The following is a 20532-nucleotide window of genomic DNA, read 5'->3' as shown; positions in this document are numbered from 1 at the left end:
GAGGTATAAATGTCCAAGAGCGCTTTTGACATAATTTGGGAAAATGTTAAATCATTACTGATAGCCGTCGTTCTTGCGGTAATTATAAAGACGTCGATAGTCGAAGCCTACAAGATTCCTTCGGCTTCCATGGAGGATACTCTTCTTGTCGGTGACTTTCTGATCGCCAATAAATTCAAATATGGCGCCAGGATGCCGATTGTCAACTGGCAGTTACCGGCTTTCAGGGATCCGCAGCCCGGCGATATCGTCATTTTTAAATGGCCCGGCGACGGTGTTACCAATTATATCAAGCGCTGTGTCGCAGTCGGAGGGCAGACGGTCGAGGTCAGAGATAAGGTATTATATGTAGATGGAGTGGTTTTCCCAAATCCAACTCATTCCAAATTTACCAAACCAATGATCTCAAGACCCCCCAACGGCGACAATACCAGGGATAATTACGGGCCGGTTGTGGTCCCCAGGGATTGTTTTTTTATGATGGGGGACAATCGTGACAATTCTTATGACTCCCGTTTCTGGGGTGTTGTTCACAGGGATCTAATTCTGGGCCAGGCCATGTTCATTCACTGGTCCTGGAAACCGGATGAAAAATCACCCGAGGTTTCCGTGACCGATCCCTTGTCGGTCCCAAGATTATTTTTATATAATGTCGTTCATTTCCCGGAACGTGTCAGATGGAGCCGTCTCTTGGACATAATTCATTAAAATAAATATTGAGTAATATATAAAAGGGCGGGAATGATTCCCGCCCTTTTATAAGACACATCACACAATTATGTTGTCGCAGCGACTCGTTTTCTTGTCAATATCCATACCGCCGACGCAATCAGCAGGATTAGTAGGACAATAATTCCATAAGGTGTCAACGAGGATACAGGCGCCGGGACATTGACATATATCCATAGCGTATCCGTATATGTCGGCTGCCCTTGTTTTTTCACAAGAAACATCCAGCGACCCCTGTCTTCAGGACTAAAAATATACTGTTTTGAATTGCCCGGGGCTGTGGTCGTCAGGACATCCCCCCCTCCAGCGGTTTTTTGCGTGCGTCCTGCCGGCCATTTATCATTAAGCAACTCGACCGAATAAGTATTTTGATTAGCGAATACCACGTCATCAGTCATGCCAGTTGGTATGGCAAGGTGCACCCAGGGTTTATTGAAAACCGGGTTGCCGCTATTATCAATTATCTGGACGGATTCACCCTTATCCTGGCTGAAAGCCGGGGACGCGGCAAGCAAAATCAGAAACAACAAAGCGACAAAGTATTTTGAAAATCTTAACATGTTCACTCCTGTATGCTTAGCTAAATTATTATTTGAAAATTTCATTACAACTCCATAAATAAATATAGGGGGGAGCTCGGCTTTCACTAATGGAATACCTACAAAAGGCAAACCGCCCGGCCAAATAGAAAAGGTTCCAGTGTTTTTCACTTTCTTTGCTATAATACCGCCGGGCAGTTGCCGACGAGAATATTTTATCTATCAGAATTGCAAGAATTGCATTTATCATTACGATTACCGCAGAGGCGGCAAGTATGCCCGTAACAATGATGAACTTATCTATTAATGGAGATGTTACATTGTGCCCCAGAAGTAACCCATCTTTGACACCAGAAAAGTACAAGGCTGACTCCATAGCAGTCCAAAATAAGGCAAGCAAAGCGGCATTTCTTCCCCACTTCTGCCATATTTTGCCGGCCAGCCATCCGAATCCAGTTAGTAATCCAATACCGAGAATCAAATGAGCAATAGCCTTGAAGCTGAGCGACAATATTGGCTCACTGATAAACATAATAAAAAGCGTCGAGCCAAATAGAAAACCGGTTTTCGCTCCTTCTTTGGAATCTGTCGTTGATACGCGATATAAGAAAGGAGCCAGGGCAAAAAAACAAAAGTACCAACAGTCCTGATAACTAATAGATAGACATAAGAGAATAGTGGAGGAACCTGCATATAAATAAGATTCCGCCCATCTTCGAATTATAGAAGCCGCAGATCTTTTTCCACTCTTCATGGCAGACAAATATGACTGTTTATTCATCACAGTGGTGTGAATCTGGTCTACAGTATTTTTTCGAGTTCAGATGCAACTTTTGGCAGCTGGAGTAATCAATTGGTGTCAGACAACCTGCCAAATTTGTACAGCCGACTTTTTGGCTATAAGGCCATCCTTCTAGATGTGAAAATGCTATTAACTGTGAAAAACTGGAACCTGGTTATAAAATATCAAATGAGGATTAGTCTGTCAAGTTATTATTATAAAATTTAGAAATTATGATTCCCGGTTGAATATAATAGTGATAAATATTGTACTCTGAAAATCGTCATAAAATTAAATCGGGTAGCTATATAGAAGGGCGGGAATGGTTCCCGCCCTTTTTTTATAATCTGCAGAAAGGTTATCGTCTTGACGCAATATGGGGAAATCTATTGGTAAAGAACCCGGAGCCGACGAAAAGGATCCAGGACCTCACACAATTGCTTTTCTTCAGTTTCCGGGTCTTTACCATTAAGAAAGGCCTTTTCGATAATTATGATCATCGAGAAAATCGTAAAACCGCCTGCAATAATATTTCCGATGAAAGACTGATCTATATTCCGGACATTTATTAAAATACCGGTCTTACATTCGATTCCGGCGGCATCGGTTCAATTCCAATCCGCAGGATGGCGGATTTACTGAGATTCACGTTGAATATCGTAAATCTTTATAAACAAAAAATGCCGTTAACTCGAAAAGATATTTAAAGAAAATCCTGGATCCCAGTTAACAAAATGATAAGAAAATAAGACTCTTTTGTCAAGGAAGAATTGATCCGCCGGGCCATAATGGCCGTGGCGGGGAGTTCTTTTCCTAATTGTATAAATTTCAGTATCTTAACCTAATGTCGCCGCCCGTCGGCGATAAGTTCCCCAGGCAAGAACAATAATAATCAGCCATAAGGCTATAAAGGCGTATGAACTTAGCGACGGAACCGGACGGCCTTGGTTAACAGTAATGGAGGCGGTCATGGAAGGGTGAATATTGCAATGATAAGGAAATTCGCCGGCCGTGTCAAAAGTATAGGAAAATGACTGCCCGGTTGACAACGTGCCCGAATCCCAGGCAGCATTATCGGATGTGGTCGTATGCGGCAGGGAATGGTTGTTGGTCCAGCGTACGGTCGTTCCGGTATTTATGGTCAGTGCGGCCGGATTGAAATTCAAACCGGGAATATTGACGTCAACCGTGTCCGCCTTTACCAAACCTGCGCCCGATGACATGACCGCTGCCAGCAGGCTCATAAGCAAAATATTTTTCATTCTCAGTAAAACGGTCATTGGTCCTCCAATAATAATACTTTATTTAAAGACTGATTTCAATCTCTTTTAGTGGACTTAAATGACCCACGTAGTTAGATTAAATCGGTAATTATAATACGATATTAATGAATAATTGGACAGAAAATTATTGGCGGCCGCTTCTGAATCGGCTGATTGCGGTTAAATTCCTTCTAAGGCCCGCCAGTCCAGGGCGATAGATCGGGCTGGATTTGAACTTCTCATTAAATTGACTTTCCGATAATTCCATCACTTTGCCGGTCTCCACCAATCCTATATTCCCGATTCGTGAAAATGTCCCTTCCTTATGCGGCTTCTGAAACCGGTTAAAAGGACAGACCGAAATGCAGATATCACAGCCAAAGACCCAGTCCTGCATGTCAGCGGATATATCATCAGGGATATGATCCGATTTGGCCTCGATTGTCCAGTAACTGATACATTTCGTGGCATTGACAGTATAAAGCCTCTCAATGGCCCCGGTCGGGCAAGCATCGATACAGGCGGTACATTTGCCGCAGTGATCATTATGTATCTTTTCGTAAGTATCCACTTCGGCGTCAATGACAAGGCTGCCTATAACGAGCCAGTTGCCGAAATCCTTCGAGACAAGATTGCTGTGCTTTCCCTGCCAGCCAAGGCCCGCTTCCTGAGCCCAGTATTTATCCATAAAGGGGGCCGTGTCGACACAAATTCGGGCCTTGAGATCGGGGACATTTTTTTTCAAGGCCGCCCTGAGACGGCGGAGAATCCGCCGGAGGACATCATGATAATCCAATCCCCAGGCGTACCGGGCTACTTTATAAGGCATTTTCATTGATTCAATATCCGCGGGTGAAGGATAGTAGTTGAAACCAGTGACAATAACGGAACGGGCGCCGGGAAGAAGTAAACCCGGATCGAAACGCTGCTCTGCGTATTTCGACAAATAAGTCATATCCCCGGCACAGCCGTCATCAAGCCATTTTAAATAGCGGTGGGTTTGCTTTACCGGCAAAGCCCGGGCTATGCCGACAACATCAGCTCCAAGCTGCAGAGCCAATGCCTTGACTGCTTCTGATTTCAATAATCTCTCATCATTCATGCTAACACTATTATAGCAATATTAAATATATAAGCAAGCTTGACCGAGCATGAATCAGGCGATGGATGCAATTTCAGTCACTTAAATTTTCGATTCAATGTCGATTATACGAAGCTATTGTACTGTAATAATATCACATTAGTGGAAATTATCCGGCCTGTTTAAAAATTACGCACTGTCCAATATTTGGACGATTTCGAAGTGTCGATTTTGACCAGTAATTTTTTCGGTGCTTCATATCTCAAAGCGGCTCCGGCAATTAAGAATAGGGCTCGCCCGGGCATACAATTTGTAATACTCCATATTTCGACTACATACGTTTAGGGCAAGTTGAAGCGAATATATTATGAAGGGGTTAATTGTGATCAAATCTAATGGATTATTGCGGCTAATTATGGCCGCGTTTATTTTCAGCATAAGCCTTGGATTTGCCGGACCCGTTATGGCCGCCCAGGAGCCGCTTACTGCTCCGGCTGCGACACCCAATTCGGTCACATTAAACTGGACCGCGCCGGGTGATGACGGCACTAATGGGACCGCCGCACAGTATGACATCCGTTATTCCCTGAGTACTATTACCGATGCCAACTGGAACAGTGTTACTCAGGTTGCCGGAGAACCGACTCCTCAATCGGCCGGTACAACGGAAACTTTTGATGTCACCGGGCTGACGCCGGGGACAACGTATTATTTTGCCATCAAAGCCGCCGATGAGGTCCCCAACTGGTCGACCATATCGAACGTTGTCACCAAGGCGACCGAGCCGGAAAATACTCCGCCGGCCGCAATTGCCAACCTTATCACGCTCAATCCGACCACCGGAAGCATCGCGCTTCGCTGGACCGCACCCGGTGATGACGGTACTATTGGGACCGCCGCGCAGTATGACATCAGGTATGCGACATCATCAAGCGTGGTCGCGGCCTGGGATGGAGCCATTCAGGTCAGCGGCGAGCCGTCGCCGCAGGCAGCCGGAACGGTGGAAAATTTCACCGTGACCGGTCTTAATCCCAATACCGCCTATTATTTTGCCGTCAAGACCGCCGACGAAGTACCGAACTGGTCGGGTATTTCCAATATTGCCAGCGGCACGACTTCGGCAATCCCGACTCCACCGCCGGCACCGCTTCTGGTCAGTCCGGCCAACGGCGCCGCCAACTTGAGCCTGCCGGTCTATGCTGACTGGTCGGATGTGACCGGCGCCGACCTCTATGAACTGCAGGTGGATAGCAATGTCTCATTTGGTTCATTGGTCTGCGACTCAAGCATGACCGCCTCCAATTGTAATGTGGCCGGTCTGCAGGGCGGCGATACATATTACTGGCGCGTTCGTGCGCATAATAGTGTCGGCTGGGGCGACTGGAGTACAGTGAGAAACTTCAGTGTCGAATGTCCCGTTCCGGGCGTGCCGGTTCTGGCGAGCCCGATCAACAATGCCGACAACTTGACGATGCCGGTCACCGTCAGCTGGTCGACGGTCAGCGGGGCGACCAATTATCATCTTTGGGTCGATGATGCCTCCAACTTTTCGAGCCCGCTCACGAACCAGACCATGTCGGGGACGACTTACATCGTAACCGGTCTTGACGACGGCGTTACGTACTACTGGCAGGTTCGCGCCGGCAATGACTGCGGCTGGAGCGCTTTCAGTACGGCGCGCAGTTTCACGACGCGCGACACGACCGTACCCGCGCCGGTGGCCAACCTGGGCGCGCAGGCAGGTACCAACAACGGCGAAATCAGGCTTACCTGGACCGCCAGTGGTGATGACGGCGGCACCGGGACCGCCGCGAATTATGATATCCGCTATTCCTTGACAGCCATCACGGCGCAAAACTGGAGCCAGGCGTCGCAAGCGGCCAATGAACCGACCCCGCAGGCGGCCGGTTCGGCTGAGAGCTTTACGATCGCCAATCTCAACCAGGCTCAGATGTACTACTTTGCGCTGCGCGTGATCGACGAGGACGGCAATACATCGAGTCTGTCCAATGTGGTCAGCGCCACCCCGGCCGACCTGACACCGCCGGCGCCGATTATGGATCTCAGCGCCGAGACCGGGCCGCTCAACGGCAATATCTCGCTGTCGTGGACGGCCCCCGGCGATGATAATAATAGCGGCATGGTCAGCGCTTACCTGATCAGGTATTCGACGCAAATGATCAACAGCACCAACTGGGATCTGGCGACTGTTTATGAAGAGTACGTTATCCCGCAACCGCCCGGCTCCGGCCAGGCGGTTGTGATGGAGGGGTTGAATGCGGGCGAGAGGTACTATGTCGGTATCAAGGCGTACGATGAATGCCTGAATTGCTCGAACCTTTCCAATGTCGTGGCTTGTGTTGCCGGCTTCGACATTGTTCTTGACATAGACGGTGAAGATGTGGAGCCGGTCGGACCCTCCCCCAATGCGGTTCTGCATTCTTCACATCCCACATTGGCCGTCACCAACATTTCCGCAACGACGGATAATGTCTATTATTTCGAGGTGGCGGCTGACTCGTTTTTTATGAATCTTGCCGCAATATCGCCTCCCATCGCTCAAATGGGGGGCGATATCTCTTCCTGGAAGGTCGACGGCGACCTCCAGGCCGATCGAACGTACTATTGGCGCGCCAAAGCCAACGACAACAGTTACTGTGTGACATCGGCGTTCATGGTGCAACCGTCGCCGCATGCCTACCCCAATCCGTTCAAGCTGTCCGAGACCGAAGAGGTCCGTTTTGCCGAAGTGCCCGACGGCGCCAACGTGGTGCTGATGTCGGTATCGGGTGCGACGGTCCGGCAGTGGAGCAATGTGAGCGAGGAGGATCTGAGCTGGGACGGCACCAATGAATCTGGCAGGGTGGTGGCTTCGGGGACATATCTCTGGTTTGTCGAAGGGACCGATCTGGGCGGCAAAATCGTGCTGATGAAATAAGATCTTCTCGGGGGCGATGAGTTATAATATTTAAAAATATCCATATTTCCAGCCATAAGAACCGTTGTCATTAGGTTCATGCCGAATTTAATCGACACGGGATTTCGTATATGATTGCGTAGCGAATTAACATCAAATTACTATCGTTTTTGCAGCGTTTTTGGCACAATTTGCCCCGTAAATAGCAGGCGTCCTATTAGTTACGGGGAATTGGGTTCGTTTTCCCATTTTTAAAGTTTCGACTTCATTTTGTTAGCGAAATTGGGCGCAATAGCGCCTTTTGGCCTTTGGTCTACCATATCACAACATTCTGCTTGATTAGTGGCTGGGATATGTAGGAATGACAAATGGTGCGGATGGTATATTTTGGACATTTCAGAATATTGTGATCGGTCGGTCCTCGGACCGACCGCGGCGGGTTTGAGAACCCGCCGATCACATTTCAGGAGTGTTGTGTCAGGGCAGTGCCCTGTCGCTACGGTGTTTATAACGGGATGGCAGATGCCCGTTATCGGAATAATAATTGGTGATATTGATGCATTTATGGGCGTACTCATAGCATGTTCCCTCTATAATACCCCCGCGCACGAATTAACAACAAAGTGGTGGTGAAATTGTACCGGTAAGGGCGTATTGTCGAAGATCCTGACAAAGGAAGGAATATACGCCCTGCTCTTGGCAAATTGGTTTCAAGGCGGGCGTATGCAATACGCCCCTACGGCAATATCTTATGTTAGCCGGCTTGATAGCAAGATAATTGTGACAGTATGACTGGTTAATGTCAAACTTCGCCGCTGGATGAAGTACCGGCGTTAGTATTCCCATCCCTTTTTTTTATTGCATCCACAGCACCTTGCGGCAGTTTGCCATACATCTCCTCCACGGCCTTCGGCTGTGATATCTGGTGCTCAACGATCAAATTGACCAATTCAAAAATCAGTGATACCGTCTTTGGATCCTCCTGTAATTGCATTTCGCCGGGGTGGACTGCATTATTCCCAGTCACGCGCACAATGTCAAGTGCCTTTTGTATTTGAATGGGTAGTCCTTTTTTCACAAGACTTGCAATGTCGGTGTTTATGTCTTTACCCAGCTCCCCAAGATGCCTGCAAAGTTTTTGTATGCATAAGCGAAGAAGCGCCGCTGCTCCGCGGGGTGAAGTCGCTGAAATGCTTCGTGCTTCAATATAGTCTGCTTGGATATCTTCTGGCATATCGGGGTTTGGCAAAGGAGCCGCAGATATGTCTTGTGGCCATATCATCATCCCATTAAACTTAAGCCAAATTGTAAATTTATCACAATGACTGCAAAATGCAATGTAAATATAAGTAGGTGAAAATTCACCTTTCGCACGATAGAGCTGTTGCCATTCAAAGTTTGAGAATACATCGCAATGCGGGCACGTAAATGCTCTCGATTCGAATGACGGAGCAACATATTTATTATACGCCATTATCTGATCTCCCATTTATTGCCAACAGAAAGCTGAAAGGGATATTGGAAATTTAGGTTGTCTTTTTTTCAGTATCGTGTTGGCTGTTCCTTTTTCCATCCAATTTATTGATAATTAGGCTATCCAATAATTCCAGTACAAGAGGCCCTTTATGAATAGCCCAAGTTGCAGCACTAGATGAAACCCCGGCGCCGTGTGCTGCTTTATTACCAAGTGCAATGAGATCAGCAAGGCCTGAGGCAGTATCTCTATCTATACGTTCGTGAGAGATCAACTCACGTAACATAGCGCTAGCTGAACGACGATCTGTTGAAATTCCTAGATCTAATGCGATTTGCGATAGCCGTTTCTCAATTTCTATGCGAAGGCCAACAAGTGCAAGATTGGGATCGGCTTTGGCAACCTCGCGAAGTAATTCAAGATTCTCTTCTCGTCTACCGGGAGGCAACTGTAAAGCAGCCCTTGCTGTCGTTCCCGATGTCACTTTCTCCGTAGCTGCTTTGACATCTTGAAGTTCGATTTTGAATCCACCTGGAAGCTCAACTGATCGTATTATAGCGGACAACCATGGAAGTATGGCAATTACGATTAAGACCACTGTAGTCATATCGATTTTTATATCTGGCCGAACAATGTGGACAATAATCAATAGAATGCTTAGAATTGATATCGAAAATTTTGTCTTCATACCAAATTTCTTTCTCAAAATGCTATCGCTATTACGCTAATTATAACCCTGAAGTTCAGGAGCCATTTACTCAAGAGCTTTCTTTTTGTGGATTCTTGCCGAGGTGTCAGTCGATGATGGATATATCCACTTTGAAAAAGATATGTAAATTTAAGGAAATGGCAAGGGGAAAGTTGGGGGGCGTTGGGTGTGGTGATGCGGCAGGTCACATCCCCCGATTATTATCGGGAGATAAGACCCGCCGCAACTTTGGAATGGGGGCAGACGAGGATTCGCCGCCCAAAGGACAAATTAGGATTCTTGCCATAGCAATCCAACCCACAGTCCGCCGGGGCGGATGGGGCACCCCGGCAGACGGGGACTCGCCGCGGCGGGATGCCCACAACAAAGGTGGTGTCGGGTGCCCTTCATTTCATTCAGGGTCTTTGACAGGGACCCGACACCACTTAAGGATGTCGAAACCCATTCGCCCCCGATGAAAACCGGGGTCTGCGGGGATTTCGAGCTACCCATGGCTTGTTGGGTGAGGGGCCGGAGTGGAGCTTCGGTGGCAAATTAGATTCGAACCCACAGTCCGCCGGGGCGGATGGGGCACCCGGCAAATTAGATTCGACTCAAGGACTCGGAAAGCCAACTTGCCTTGCCGGATGTTGTTATCTATAAGAGAGTTATGCTGTAATCAGGAGCCGGATGGCTTTATTTATGATATTTTGCGAAAGGCCGGTCGGGCGTATCATAAATATAGTCTCAATTTCGGAAATCCTATTGATTTCCAGGAAGGTCTGGCTTATTATAGCCCGGTTTCTTTGCCGGATAGATGAAAGGAAAAAGTGATCGAACGAAAAGAAAATCATGCTGACAGGTTAAGGCAGGTGCATTATGTTTAGAAAATTACTACCCAAGACGGGCAGTTTCTTTGAGTACTTCGAACAGCACAGCCGGCTGTCGAAGCAAGCCTGTGCCGAGCTCGATGCCCTGGCGGCCAATCCCGACAATCTTGAAAACCGCGTGGGGCATATTAAAGATATCGAGCATCAGGCGGATGATGTCACCCGCCATTGTATCGATGCGCTTCACAGCACCTTTATTACTCCGATCGATCGATCCGATATTCATCGTCTGATAAGCCGACTCGATGATATAATCGACACGGTCGATTCGATTGCGGCCCGAATGCTGATGTATCGGGTGACCACGATCCGCCCGGAAATGAAACTTCTTATCAAGACTTTAATTGAAGCCGTCGACGGAATCGACCACGCCATCAAGGGTCTGCCCGTGCTCAGGAAAAAGGGCGCCGAAATTCAGAAGTACTGCTATGATGTGTATGATGCCGAGTCGCGAGCCGATGCGATATTGAATTCGGCTTTGGTGCATCTTTTCGAAGACGAAAACGACCCGATCCATATTATCAAATGGAAGGATATCCTGGAGCGTCTGGAGCGGGCCACTGATCGCTGCCAGGAGGTGGCCCAGATTATATCCGGTATCGTCATCGAGGCTTCATAATTATGCCGCCCCTGATATATGTCATTATTGCGACGGTGGGAATTGCCCTCATTTTCGATTTAATAAACGGCTTTCATGACGCCGCCAATTCGATTGCCACGGTGGTTTCGACGCGAGTGTTAAGCCCGCAAATTGCCGTTCTCTGGGCGGCATTTTTCAACTTTGTCGCCATGTTCGTTTTTGCACCGCGGGTCGCCGATACGCTGGCCAAGATTGTTCGGATTGACGGTACCGATTCCGTTTATGTTTATGTTGTCTTTTGCGGGTTGCTGGGTGCGATCATCTGGGATCTTATTACCTGGTGGCTGGGTTTGCCGACATCTTCGTCACATGCCTTAATCGGCGGTGTTGCCGGCGCCGGTTTGACCTATCGCGGAATTGATGTCATCCGCTGGGACAATATCTGGAAGACGGTCAAATTTATACCATTGGCCCCGGTGATCGGGCTGGTTCTTGCTTTCGCCATGATGCTCGCCATCTTCTGGATTTTTCGTCGCTGGCGCCCGACCTCGGTCGACCGCCTATTCCGCAAAGGGCAGCTTATCTCCGCCGCCCTTTATTCGCTCGGGCATGGCGGCAATGATGCCCAGAAGACGATGGGAATCATCATGGCTCTGCTTATCGCCGGGGGGCTTATGAAGCCGGACACGCAACTTTCAATCATGCATTGGGATACCTTATGGATTATTCTCTCCTGCCATCTGGCCATGGCCATCGGGACGGCCTTCGGGGGTTGGCGGATCGTGAAAACCATGGGCATGAAAATTGCGAAACTTCGTCCGGTCGGCGGTTTCTGCGCGGAAACCTCGGGCGCGGCAACACTCTTTATGGCGACACATCTCGGCATTCCCGTTTCCACGACTCACACCATAACGGGCTCCATTATCGGAGTCGGGGCAACCTCAAGGCTGTCGGGAATAAAATGGGGAGTGGCCGGGCGTATTGTCTGGGCATGGCTTTTCACTATCCCGGTAGCGGCGCTTATATCTTCGGGATGCTTCCTTTTGCTGAAATATTTGCTGCCCGGATTTTGATGAAGGGCCTTGTCATCAACCTGTAATTCTGCCGGATTGCCGAAGATCAAAACAGCCTTATTTCCGTCCGGGTTCATCATCCGTTCCATGAAGGTTTTACCGATAGCATATTCCGGTTGACTTTTGGGGGTGAACTCATATATAATTGCAAGGCTTAAGACCGGAAATAATCATATTCTTATAGGGGTTGAAATGGCGGGACAAAATTTAGTTGAGAAAATAGCACAGAAACACGCGGTCGGGCTCGATGAGGGACATGTCGTCCGGGCGGGCGATTATCTTTCGATTCGGCCTGCCTATGTTATGACTCACGATAACAGTGGGGCGGTAATACCCAAATTCAAGGGAATCGGGGCGACCAAAATCGCCAACCCGCGGCAGGTGGTCTTCACGCTGGATCATGATATCCAGAACAAAACCGAAGAAAATCTGGCCAAGTACGGCAAAATCGAAGCCTTCGCGAAGTCGATGGGGGTTGATTTTTATCCGGCCGGGCGCGGTATCGGGCACCAGGTGATGTGCGAAGAGGGCTATGCCTGGCCCGGGACGCTGGCGGTGGCTTCGGACAGCCATTCCAACATGTACGGCGGGCTGGGGTGCCTGGGGACGCCGGTGGTGCGGACCGATGCGGCCGCTATCTGGGCGACCGGACGAACCTGGTGGCAAGTGCCGCCGGTGGCCAAAGTGGAACTGAAAGGGAAACTTCGCCCGGGCGTGACCGGCAAGGATGTCATAATCACCCTGTGCGGTTTTTTCAATAATGATGAGGTGCTCAATCACGCGGTCGAGTTCGGTGGTGAAGGGATCGCGGCGCTTTCGGTCGATCAGCGGCTGACAATTGCCAATATGACGACCGAGTGGGGGGCGCTGGCGGGTGTTTTCCCGATTGATGAGATCACGATTGCCTGGTTGAAAAAACGGGCCGAGGCGATAGTCAAGCGCGGGCCGGCGAAAGTGCCTTCGGATGCCGACGGCGGCGAGTTTCACCCGAGGATGAATCCGAAACGAATCCATGAGCTTGCGGCGAGTAAATTAAGAGCGGAAAATGATGCAGTTTATGCCAAAGAATTGACGCTCGATCTGGCCACGGTGCTTCCGCATGTGTCCGGGCCGAATACGGTCAAGGTTATGACCTCGGTGGCGGAGATGAGCAAGAAAGATGTCAAGATACACAAAGCTTATCTGGTGTCCTGCGTCAACAGCCGGGTTGAGGATATCGCCGAAGCGGCGGCGGTGGTAAAGGGTAAAAAGGTTGCTCCGGGGGTGGAGTTTTATATATCGGCGGCCTCAAACGAAGTTCAGGCCGAGGCCGAGAAGCGCGGCGACTGGCTGGCGCTTCTGGAAGCGGGCGCGATTGAGCTTCCGCCCGGATGCGGGCCATGTATCGGTCTGGGCAAGGGGACGCTGGGCGACAATGAGGTCGGCATATCGGCGACCAACCGGAATTTTAAGGGGCGGATGGGTTCGCGGTCGGCGGAAGCGTACCTGGCTTCGCCGGCGGTAGTGGCGGCTTCGGCTGTGGCTGGAAAGATTGAGGCCCCTCACGAATTCAAGCAGGCGCTGCCGAAGGGTGAGATACGGATTCTTCAGAAAAAAGCGGCGACGGTTGAGACGGTCCGGATTCTTGATGGCTTCCCGGCCGTGATCGAAGGGGAACTGATTTTCTGTCATCAGGATAATTTGAATACCGATGGCATTTATCCCGGCAAGTACACCTATATCGATGATTTCACGGCGGCGCAGCAGGCGGGAGTGGCGATGGAGAACTATGATCCCGAGTTCCAGAAGCTGGCGAAGAAAGGTGACATTCTGGTCGGCGGGTTCAATTTCGGGAGCGGCTCATCGCGCGAGCAGGCGGCGACAGCCCTTAAACACCGTGGTATTCGGCTGGTGCTGGCGGGATCATTTTCCGAGACGTACAAGCGCAATGCGCTTAACAACGGTTACCTGGTTATCGAAGCGCCGGAGCTGGTGCGCGATATGAAAGAAAAATTCGGCACGAAAAAATTGACGGTGCGAACCGGTATCAACGCCAGTATCGACTTCAAGCTGTCAACCCTCGATGCAGGCGGCAAGAGTTACCGGATCAGCCCGGTGGGGGCGGCGGCGCAGGAACTGATTCTGGTCGGCGGCCTGGAGAACTGGGTTACGGAGAGGCTTAAAGGTTAGCATAAATGAAGCAGAGGCGGGTTTGGCCCGCCTCTCTTTTTAAAATATATTCTATAAGGATAATTATTGGACCAGCCATCCAGACTTCTCAATAAAAATTATTTCCTGCTCTGGCAGGGGCAATTTGTCAGCCAGCTCGGCAGCCAGGTGCACAGCATCGCCATGATGTTCTGGATCAAGCATGCCACCGGCTCGGCCACGCTGATGGGGACCATCATGATGCTGTCGATGCTTCCCGGCATAATTCTCGGGCCGTTCGGCGGAACCTTCGCTGATAATTTCTCCCGCAAAAAAATTATCGTTATCAGTGATATACTTTCCGGTATAGCTGTTCTGGCGCTGGCCGGAATTCTCTTTTATTCGCCGGATAATGTTTCGCTGGCAATTGTCTGGCTTTTTGTGATCGGGATCGGCATGGGGATAGTCAGCGCCTTTTTCAGACCGGCCATTTCGGCGGCCATACCTGATCTGGTGCCGCGCGATAAAATTGCGGCGGCCAATTCGATGAACCAATCATCATTTCAGATATCGTCACTTATGGGACAGGGAGCCGGCGGCGTTCTTTTCCGGGTACTGGGGGCGCCGGTGCTTTTCCTGATCGATGGTATCACGTATCTGTTCTCGGCCGTCAGTGAGATGTTTATCACGATACCGCAGACAATACCGGAAAGAGCACCCGGCTTCAAGCCGATTATGAAGAAGTTTCTGACCGATACCGGAATCGGGTTCAAGTATGTCTGGAACAACAAGGGGATGCGGGCGGTTTTTTTCACGGCGACGCTGCTGAATTTCCTGATATCGCCGATTGCGGTTCTTCTGCCGTTTTATATCGAGGATCACCTGCATCTGACACCCGACTGGTTCGGTTTTTTGATCGCCGCCAATGGCGTCGGGGCGCTGATCGGATATACCGCCGCCGGGACAATCAAAGTCTCGGGGAAGGTCAGGAGCTTTGTATTGATTTCGTTTTTGAGCCTGGTGGGTGTCGATCTGGCGCTTCTGGGGTGGTCCGAATCGGGGCCGCTGTCGGTGGCGCTGATGCTGTTTTTCGGGATACTGGCCGGGGCGATCAATATCAATATCGTGACGGTCCTGCAACTAACCACCCCGAGCGAAATCCGCGGGCGGGTGTTCGGGCTGCTGGGGACGATAGTCGGCGGGCTGACGCCGATTGGGATGGGCCTGGCCGGAGTTATAGCGGACTTACTTGACAACAACATAACACTTATTTTTATTATCTGTGGCCTGACGATGGCCGCGGTAAATTTGATGATGGCCTTTAACAGGCACTTCCGCGAATTTATGGCGTGCGAAGTGAAAGCGGATGAAACAGAAAGTAATAAGTTGAATTCATAAAAAGATTGAGGATGAGGATGGACAAATCGATTTCCCGGCAGATTGCCGAGTTTGCGGTCAATCTGAAATACGAAAACCTCCCCGATAGTGTGGTGCATGAGGTCAAACGGTACCTGTATGATTCGGTTGGATGCGCCTACGGCGGTTATCATACGAAGGATGTGAAAATATTGTATGACATTTATACCGGGCTGGGCGGCAAAGCCCAGGCGACAGTGTTCGGTTACGGCGACAGGCTGCCGGCGGTCAATGTGACGCTGGTCAATTCACTAATGATCCGCGCGCTCGATTTCAATGATATTTACTGGAAAGAGGACCCATCGCATCCGTCCGACATCATTCCGGCGGCGCTTTCGGTTGGCGAGATGGTCGGGGCATCGATGAAGGATGTCATTGTCGGGATTGTGCTGGCCTATGAGTTCGAACAGCGGCTGTGCGAATTTGCCGTGCCGGGTGTGCGCGAGCGCAAATGGCACCATGCCACGCTGACGCAATTCGTCTCGCCGATCGTGGCCGGGAAGCTGCTGGGATTGACGGTCGATCAGATGGTTCATGCGATCGGCATCAACGGGTCGCATAATCATACAATCGGATGCCCTACCGCCGGGCAGTTGACCATGATGAAAAACACGGTCGATCCGATGGCGGTGCAGACCGGGGTATTCGCGGCGCTGATGGCCCAGCGCGGCTACACCGGCACCGAGAAAGTGTTCGAGGGCAAGGAAGGTTTGATGGATGTGTTCGGACCGGACTGGGCGCTTGACAAGCTGGTCGGCGGCCTGGGCGAGTCATACCGGATTCTCCAGTGCAGTATGAAAGCTTTCCCGACCGAGGCGCTGACACATACGCATCTATCGACAACGCTGAAAGTGGTCAAAGGAAACAATATCAGCTATGACCAGATCGACAAAGTTACCATTACCACCATCGCGCGCGCCTGCGACATTCTGTTCGATCCGCACAAGTACCGCCCGGAATCGAGAGAGACAGCCGACCATTCACTGCCGTACTGCATCGCCTGTGTGCTGGTCGATCATGCAATCTCGACGCAGTCGTTTTCCGATGAGAAACTGAAGGACCCGCGTATCTGGGAAGTGATCGATAAGATCAAGGGCGAAGCCTCGGTCGAGTTCGAAAAGATGTTCCCGGCCAAGCAGCCGTCGAAAGTGGTCGTGAGAACCAAAGACGGCAAGGAATATTCCGAGTATCTCGAATATCCCAAAGGTGATCCGCGCGAGCCGATGACGATGGAGGACCTCGAATCAAAGTTCAACGGGTTGTCGGCGGAGCTTCTGACACCGGAGCGCCAGAAACTGATCCAGGAGATGATTTTCGCCTGCGACAACATGAAAGCAACCGATTTCATGGGGAACCTGGTGGTGTAGGGAGAGATTTGATTTTAGATGCAGGGCAGGATCCGCAGTTCCGTGCAGACGGAACCAGTGATCCTGCCTTTTATGTATTACCAGATTATTTCATATTGTCAAACAAGTCATGGTCGGCTTTGCGGGAAGCGGGCGGTTTGCGCATTCTTTCCGGGACCTTAGGCAATTCGGCAGCCTTGAAACAGGCTCCAGCGATGACATCTTCAAGCAGTTTGGCCTGTTTAGGATAAATTGCGATGGTTGCTTCCAAAACCCATAACAATTCCAGCAATTGGGTGGTGAATTGACTCGTCCAGCGTTCGGGTCGAATATCATCAAGCGGTGATGATTTTCGGCCTGCGCCTTTTTTCATGCGGTACTTAAGCCAGGATTGTACTACTTTCAACCCCGATACTTCAAATTCAAACACCTCGCGTTGGACAGGGCTGAATTCCCCGCAACCGACATACAACTTCTTCTTTGTCTCATCAAATACAAATCCCTCGGGATATTCATCAGGATTACCAGGAACTGCTTTGATACATCTGGCAGCGCCGGGCGGTATGCTGCCTTTGCGCTCGGTCTTGGGTATGAATCGTTCGCCATAGGTATGTAACCAGAGTAGATATGCGCCAATATCGCGTATTTTTTTAAAAAGAATCTTGTTTTTTGTAATTGGAACATGCAATTCGCGCGTTATCAGTTCTTTACTAAATCTCTCGGTAAAAGCAGGCTGGGCGAGAGTGCCATATATATAAGCAATAAACTCTTCCGGTAAGATTTTTGTCTTGTATTCCTTTTCAAGCATTTCAAGCAAACCTTGTAGGATATTAGCTTCTGCCGACTTCGCGTCTCGATATAATGGCAATATGTCTTTACCGCCGTAAGAGCCGCGGAGATGATGGCGATCTGGAATCTCGGAACAAGATGTTAAGGCTGGCCCTCTTCCCAATGGGTGGTTTAAAAGGCTTGTCATATACACTTGTTTTTGTCCATGACATCGCCAAAGGTCAGGTCTGGGTCGTGACATGAGGCGAGCATCCGCAATTATATGTTGTCTGTCGAAAGAACGGAATGCGCACATATAAATAGGAGGGTAGGGGGCATTTTTGGGCAACTGAGCTATAGGCGTCGATGAAGAATTAGAGGTTAAAGCAATTTTATATTTGCCTGATACCAATCGATCCGGTGTTTCTCTAAATAGAGTGGCGCGATTTTCCGCATTTAGAAGCTTGCGCCACCTTTTTTTCAAAGTCTCCTTATCGGGACCTATAGGCCAAGTTCGTTTACATTCAATCCCTGAATGTTGCCATGGTAAAATATTTGTTAATAATGGCCAGGAGAAATACTCGCCCTTTCCTTCAGGCTTAAATGGCGTCTGCCAACCCTTAGAGCACTCTTGCCATTTTAGTGACGCGAGAATGTGTAGGTCATTGAGTGATTGCAATTTCTCTTTACGGCCACCCTCAATGCGCGCATAATGCACTTTTGCCGGCTGTTTATTCTTTAACTTCCCGGAGCGCATGGCAACTGCAATCGCAACCGGTGTTTGGATAGCAAAAACGTTTTCTGATTTGCGTGTTCCGCGCCCCTCGCCGCCAAGATCAATTATCCATATTTCATCGCAGACCCGGCGCATGTGTTCACGCATTCCACTGAAGGCATTGCCTTCAAGGTAACTGGAAGCTGTGATAAAGCTGACGATACCGGGCCCATGAGCGATCTCATGTTCAAAAACCTTCCATAAAGCCCAACGCCAGAAATAAATATACAGGTTATATAGATTTTTTACATGAACACCGTGGCCTGCTTCCAGTGCGGGATCGAGAAAATCGCGAAAGAGTGCTCCTTTACCCTCGCCATCGTCACCCCAGCGCACCCATCCGCCTGTTTGTGCTTTATTGCCGGAAACAGCGGCTTCATGCCTGTCATACGGCGGATTTCCCAGACATACGATGACAGGGACTTTGCTTTTAACCTCAAGGGCACGAGCATGCTGATCCGAAATTGGTTTCAGGTATAATGAAAGTTGCGGCGGTACAACATCCGGGCTTTCCAATGTATCCGTAAGATAAATATGGGTTCCATCTTTTGGAAGTTCGGCGCCCTGGTCGCGCAGGGCGCGGCTGACACGTAATTCAGTGACGGCAAATGGCCCCACCATAATTTCAAAACCGTATAGATTCGCGGCCATGGATGATGCCCGACCCGGCACCGCGCCAGCGCCTTGCTCCAACCTTATACGGTTCAAAGCATGTTCAATAACTCCCAGCAAATAAGTACCAGTTCCGGTGGCTGGATCCAATGTGACGACTTCACTATCGGCAAAACCTAATCTTTTACCAAGGCGATTGACCAGAAGATCGTCAATCAGCCGCACCTGCGCACGGACAACTTCCACGGGAGTATAATAAGCCCCGGCGTCCTTACGCAATTTCGCGTCATAGGTGGCCAGAAAGTCTTCGTAAAAATAAAGCCATGGGTCTTCGGGTCCGCTGAGTGTAGCAGGTGGCACCACTGCAATGACACGAATCAATAAGTCAAGAGATGAGGATATTTCCGTATGTACCCGGGGATCGGTGAGGACTTGCAAGGCGCGAGAAAGAAGACTATGTTGCGCCGCCAAAGTTTCGACCGCACTTGAAAGAGTGAGTGGATCAGCTCCCTCGCTACGGCCCAGAAGAAGCGCAAAAGCAACGGTCTGGGCATACGCGTCCGCAAACTGTTCGTCAGAGGCATCAGGGAAAAGTAATTTTCGCCAGTCTTTGGCAAGCTCAACCAATGGGGATTCGGTATCATTCAGGGCATCTGTGACATTATCTCGTAATAGCCGGCAAAGTGGTGCCAGTAATTTGGCAAAACCCAAGAGATCTATTTTATTGTTTCTGCCAGTGGGAATAGAAGGCTCCCAAGCCAGAAATTTCCGTATTATTTTCGCAATGTCATCGGCATCATCAGCCTTAACAGCATTCTTGCCCTTTGATGTAACATCGCCGGAGAGTTTTACCACTTTATCAATAAGAACGCCACTACGATACAGAGCCCATTCATTGCCGTCGCAATAGAGCAGATTGGGCAGAGACTGAAACCGTTTCCATTGTTCTCGATTATGCCCTGTAAAGCGTCTTGTGTTTACTCCTGTACCGGGTGCTTTTAGTTCCACGTAACCGACCAAGAGTTTATTTAGATGAACGGCAAAATCGGGGCGTCCCAAGCGTCCTGCAAGCCTGGCCTCGCCGGTACAAACAAGATTATGTGCCAATTCCAAAGCCGCATCGGACATTAGATTCTCGAAGGGACCTCGAAGTTGATCTTCCGGATCGCCGGCAGTTACTTGTGATAGTTTCGCTGTCACATCACCGGCGAATCTCTGCAGGGCCTTTAATATCAACATTTTTTGATAAACGCCTTACTTTTATGGCTTATAGTTGGAATTATATACATTAAACATAATTTTTTGGCAACAATGTTTTTTGAGGTGGTTTTACGATAATTTATAAAATAGGCAGGATCGCTCATTCCGCTGATGGCGGAATATCGGATCCTTCCCTTGTATCTTATTCTCAAAGGAATTGATATATTAAAGCGGACCGGGATGAAACTGTTCCTTCCCTCAGGTTTTTAAGCCT

General features: G+C 49.5%; 16 protein-coding genes. 9 read left to right on the top strand and 7 right to left on the bottom strand.

Annotated elements, in window-relative coordinates:
- Window positions 1–9 precede the first annotated feature (9 nt).
- Window positions 10–708 carry a signal peptidase I gene (gene lepB / locus CVT49_11095; GenBank protein PKK82932.1) on the top strand — a complete coding sequence of 233 codons (699 nt, stop codon included), beginning with the start codon at window positions 10–12 and terminating at the stop codon, window positions 706–708.
- Window positions 709–776: 68 nt separating this feature from the next.
- Here lepB and CVT49_11090 read toward each other — a convergent pair whose 3' ends face one another.
- Both CVT49_11090 and CVT49_11085 read right to left on the bottom strand, forming a co-directional pair.
- Complete coding sequence (locus CVT49_11090; GenBank protein ID PKK82931.1) at window positions 777–1289, bottom strand: hypothetical protein; 513 nt, start codon at window positions 1287–1289, stop codon at window positions 777–779.
- Window positions 1290–1317: 28 nt separating this feature from the next.
- Window positions 1318–1800: a hypothetical protein gene (locus CVT49_11085; protein ID PKK82930.1), complete on the bottom strand. Its 483-nt coding sequence runs from the start codon at window positions 1798–1800 to the stop codon at window positions 1318–1320.
- 515 nt (window positions 1801–2315) lie between these two features.
- On the opposite strand from CVT49_11085, the gene CVT49_11080 reads away from it, so the two are divergent.
- Window positions 2316–2621 (top strand): hypothetical protein, encoded by a 306-nt coding sequence (locus CVT49_11080; GenBank protein PKK82929.1) that lies wholly within the window; start codon window positions 2316–2318, stop codon window positions 2619–2621.
- 264 nt (window positions 2622–2885) lie between these two features.
- Here CVT49_11080 and CVT49_11075 read toward each other — a convergent pair whose 3' ends face one another.
- Window positions 2886–3329: a hypothetical protein gene (locus CVT49_11075; GenBank protein PKK82928.1), complete on the bottom strand. Its 444-nt coding sequence runs from the start codon at window positions 3327–3329 to the stop codon at window positions 2886–2888.
- Between the two features lie 127 nt (window positions 3330–3456).
- On the bottom strand, window positions 3457–4413 hold the full coding sequence (queG, locus tag CVT49_11070; GenBank protein ID PKK82927.1) for a tRNA epoxyqueuosine(34) reductase QueG: 957 nt from the start codon (window positions 4411–4413) through the stop codon (window positions 3457–3459).
- A 346-nt stretch (window positions 4414–4759) separates the two neighbouring features.
- Between queG and CVT49_11065 the strand changes: the two genes are divergently transcribed.
- Window positions 4760–7330 (top strand): hypothetical protein, encoded by a 2571-nt coding sequence (locus CVT49_11065; GenBank protein ID PKK82926.1) that lies wholly within the window; start codon window positions 4760–4762, stop codon window positions 7328–7330.
- 781 nt (window positions 7331–8111) lie between these two features.
- Here the strand turns inward: CVT49_11065 and CVT49_11060 are convergent.
- Window positions 8112–8783, bottom strand: coding sequence for a hypothetical protein (locus CVT49_11060; GenBank protein ID PKK82925.1), 672 nt, complete (start codon window positions 8781–8783; stop codon window positions 8112–8114).
- A 52-nt stretch (window positions 8784–8835) separates the two neighbouring features.
- Window positions 8836–9489 carry a hypothetical protein gene (locus CVT49_11055; GenBank protein PKK82924.1) on the bottom strand — a complete coding sequence of 218 codons (654 nt, stop codon included), beginning with the start codon at window positions 9487–9489 and terminating at the stop codon, window positions 8836–8838.
- A gap of 95 nt (window positions 9490–9584) precedes the next feature.
- Here CVT49_11055 and CVT49_11050 point away from each other — a divergent pair, with 95 nt between their 5' ends.
- From CVT49_11050 to CVT49_11025, 6 genes are all read left to right on the top strand, one after another.
- Entirely contained in the window at window positions 9585–9950 is a 366-nt protein-coding gene (locus CVT49_11050) for a hypothetical protein (protein ID PKK82923.1), read from the top strand.
- A 400-nt stretch (window positions 9951–10350) separates the two neighbouring features.
- Window positions 10351–10980 carry a DUF47 domain-containing protein gene (locus CVT49_11045; protein ID PKK82922.1) on the top strand — a complete coding sequence of 210 codons (630 nt, stop codon included), beginning with the start codon at window positions 10351–10353 and terminating at the stop codon, window positions 10978–10980.
- Window positions 10981–10982: 2 nt separating this feature from the next.
- Window positions 10983–12014: an anion permease gene (locus tag CVT49_11040; protein ID PKK82921.1), complete on the top strand. Its 1032-nt coding sequence runs from the start codon at window positions 10983–10985 to the stop codon at window positions 12012–12014.
- 192 nt (window positions 12015–12206) lie between these two features.
- Window positions 12207–14183, top strand: a complete 1977-nt coding sequence (gene lysF, locus CVT49_11035; GenBank protein PKK82953.1) for a homoaconitase — start codon at window positions 12207–12209, stop codon at window positions 14181–14183.
- 66 nt (window positions 14184–14249) lie between these two features.
- A complete protein-coding gene (locus CVT49_11030; GenBank protein ID PKK82920.1) occupies window positions 14250–15539 on the top strand; it encodes a hypothetical protein in 1290 nt (429 codons plus the stop codon).
- Between the two features lie 17 nt (window positions 15540–15556).
- On the top strand, window positions 15557–16924 hold the full coding sequence (locus CVT49_11025) for an MmgE/PrpD family protein (protein ID PKK82919.1): 1368 nt from the start codon (window positions 15557–15559) through the stop codon (window positions 16922–16924).
- An 85-nt stretch (window positions 16925–17009) separates the two neighbouring features.
- On the opposite strand, the gene CVT49_11020 is transcribed toward CVT49_11025, so the two are convergent.
- Window positions 17010–20297: a DNA methyltransferase gene (locus CVT49_11020; GenBank protein PKK82918.1), complete on the bottom strand. Its 3288-nt coding sequence runs from the start codon at window positions 20295–20297 to the stop codon at window positions 17010–17012.
- Window positions 20298–20532: the final 235 nt, after the last annotated feature.

The organism is candidate division Zixibacteria bacterium HGW-Zixibacteria-1, from assembly GCA_002838945.1.
Classification (GTDB): Bacteria; Zixibacteria; MSB-5A5; order GN15; family PGXB01; genus PGXB01.
The sequence above is the reverse complement of the archived record's forward strand: the minus strand, read 5'-3'. Positions and strand labels throughout refer to the sequence as shown.

Bases quoted from the DNA above. Each gene is read 5' to 3' on its own strand.
- lepB (PKK82932.1), top strand. From the start codon at position 10: ATGTCCAAGAGCGCTTTTGACATAATTTGGGAAAATGTTAAATCATTA.
- CVT49_11090 (PKK82931.1), bottom strand. From the start codon at position 1,289: ATGTTAAGATTTTCAAAATACTTTGTCGCTTTGTTGTTTCTGATTTTG.
- CVT49_11085 (PKK82930.1), bottom strand. From the start codon at position 1,800: ATGTTTATCAGTGAGCCAATATTGTCGCTCAGCTTCAAGGCTATTGCT.
- CVT49_11075 (PKK82928.1), bottom strand. From the start codon at position 3,329: ATGACCGTTTTACTGAGAATGAAAAATATTTTGCTTATGAGCCTGCTG.
- queG (PKK82927.1), bottom strand. From the start codon at position 4,413: ATGAATGATGAGAGATTATTGAAATCAGAAGCAGTCAAGGCATTGGCT.
- CVT49_11065 (PKK82926.1), top strand. From the start codon at position 4,760: ATGAAGGGGTTAATTGTGATCAAATCTAATGGATTATTGCGGCTAATT.
- CVT49_11060 (PKK82925.1), bottom strand. From the start codon at position 8,783: ATGGCGTATAATAAATATGTTGCTCCGTCATTCGAATCGAGAGCATTT.
- CVT49_11050 (PKK82923.1), top strand. From the start codon at position 9,585: ATGATGGATATATCCACTTTGAAAAAGATATGTAAATTTAAGGAAATG.
- CVT49_11045 (PKK82922.1), top strand. From the start codon at position 10,351: ATGTTTAGAAAATTACTACCCAAGACGGGCAGTTTCTTTGAGTACTTC.
- CVT49_11040 (PKK82921.1), top strand. From the start codon at position 10,983: ATGCCGCCCCTGATATATGTCATTATTGCGACGGTGGGAATTGCCCTC.
- lysF (PKK82953.1), top strand. From the start codon at position 12,207: ATGGCGGGACAAAATTTAGTTGAGAAAATAGCACAGAAACACGCGGTC.
- CVT49_11025 (PKK82919.1), top strand. From the start codon at position 15,557: ATGGACAAATCGATTTCCCGGCAGATTGCCGAGTTTGCGGTCAATCTG.
- CVT49_11020 (PKK82918.1), bottom strand. From the start codon at position 20,297: ATGTTGATATTAAAGGCCCTGCAGAGATTCGCCGGTGATGTGACAGCG.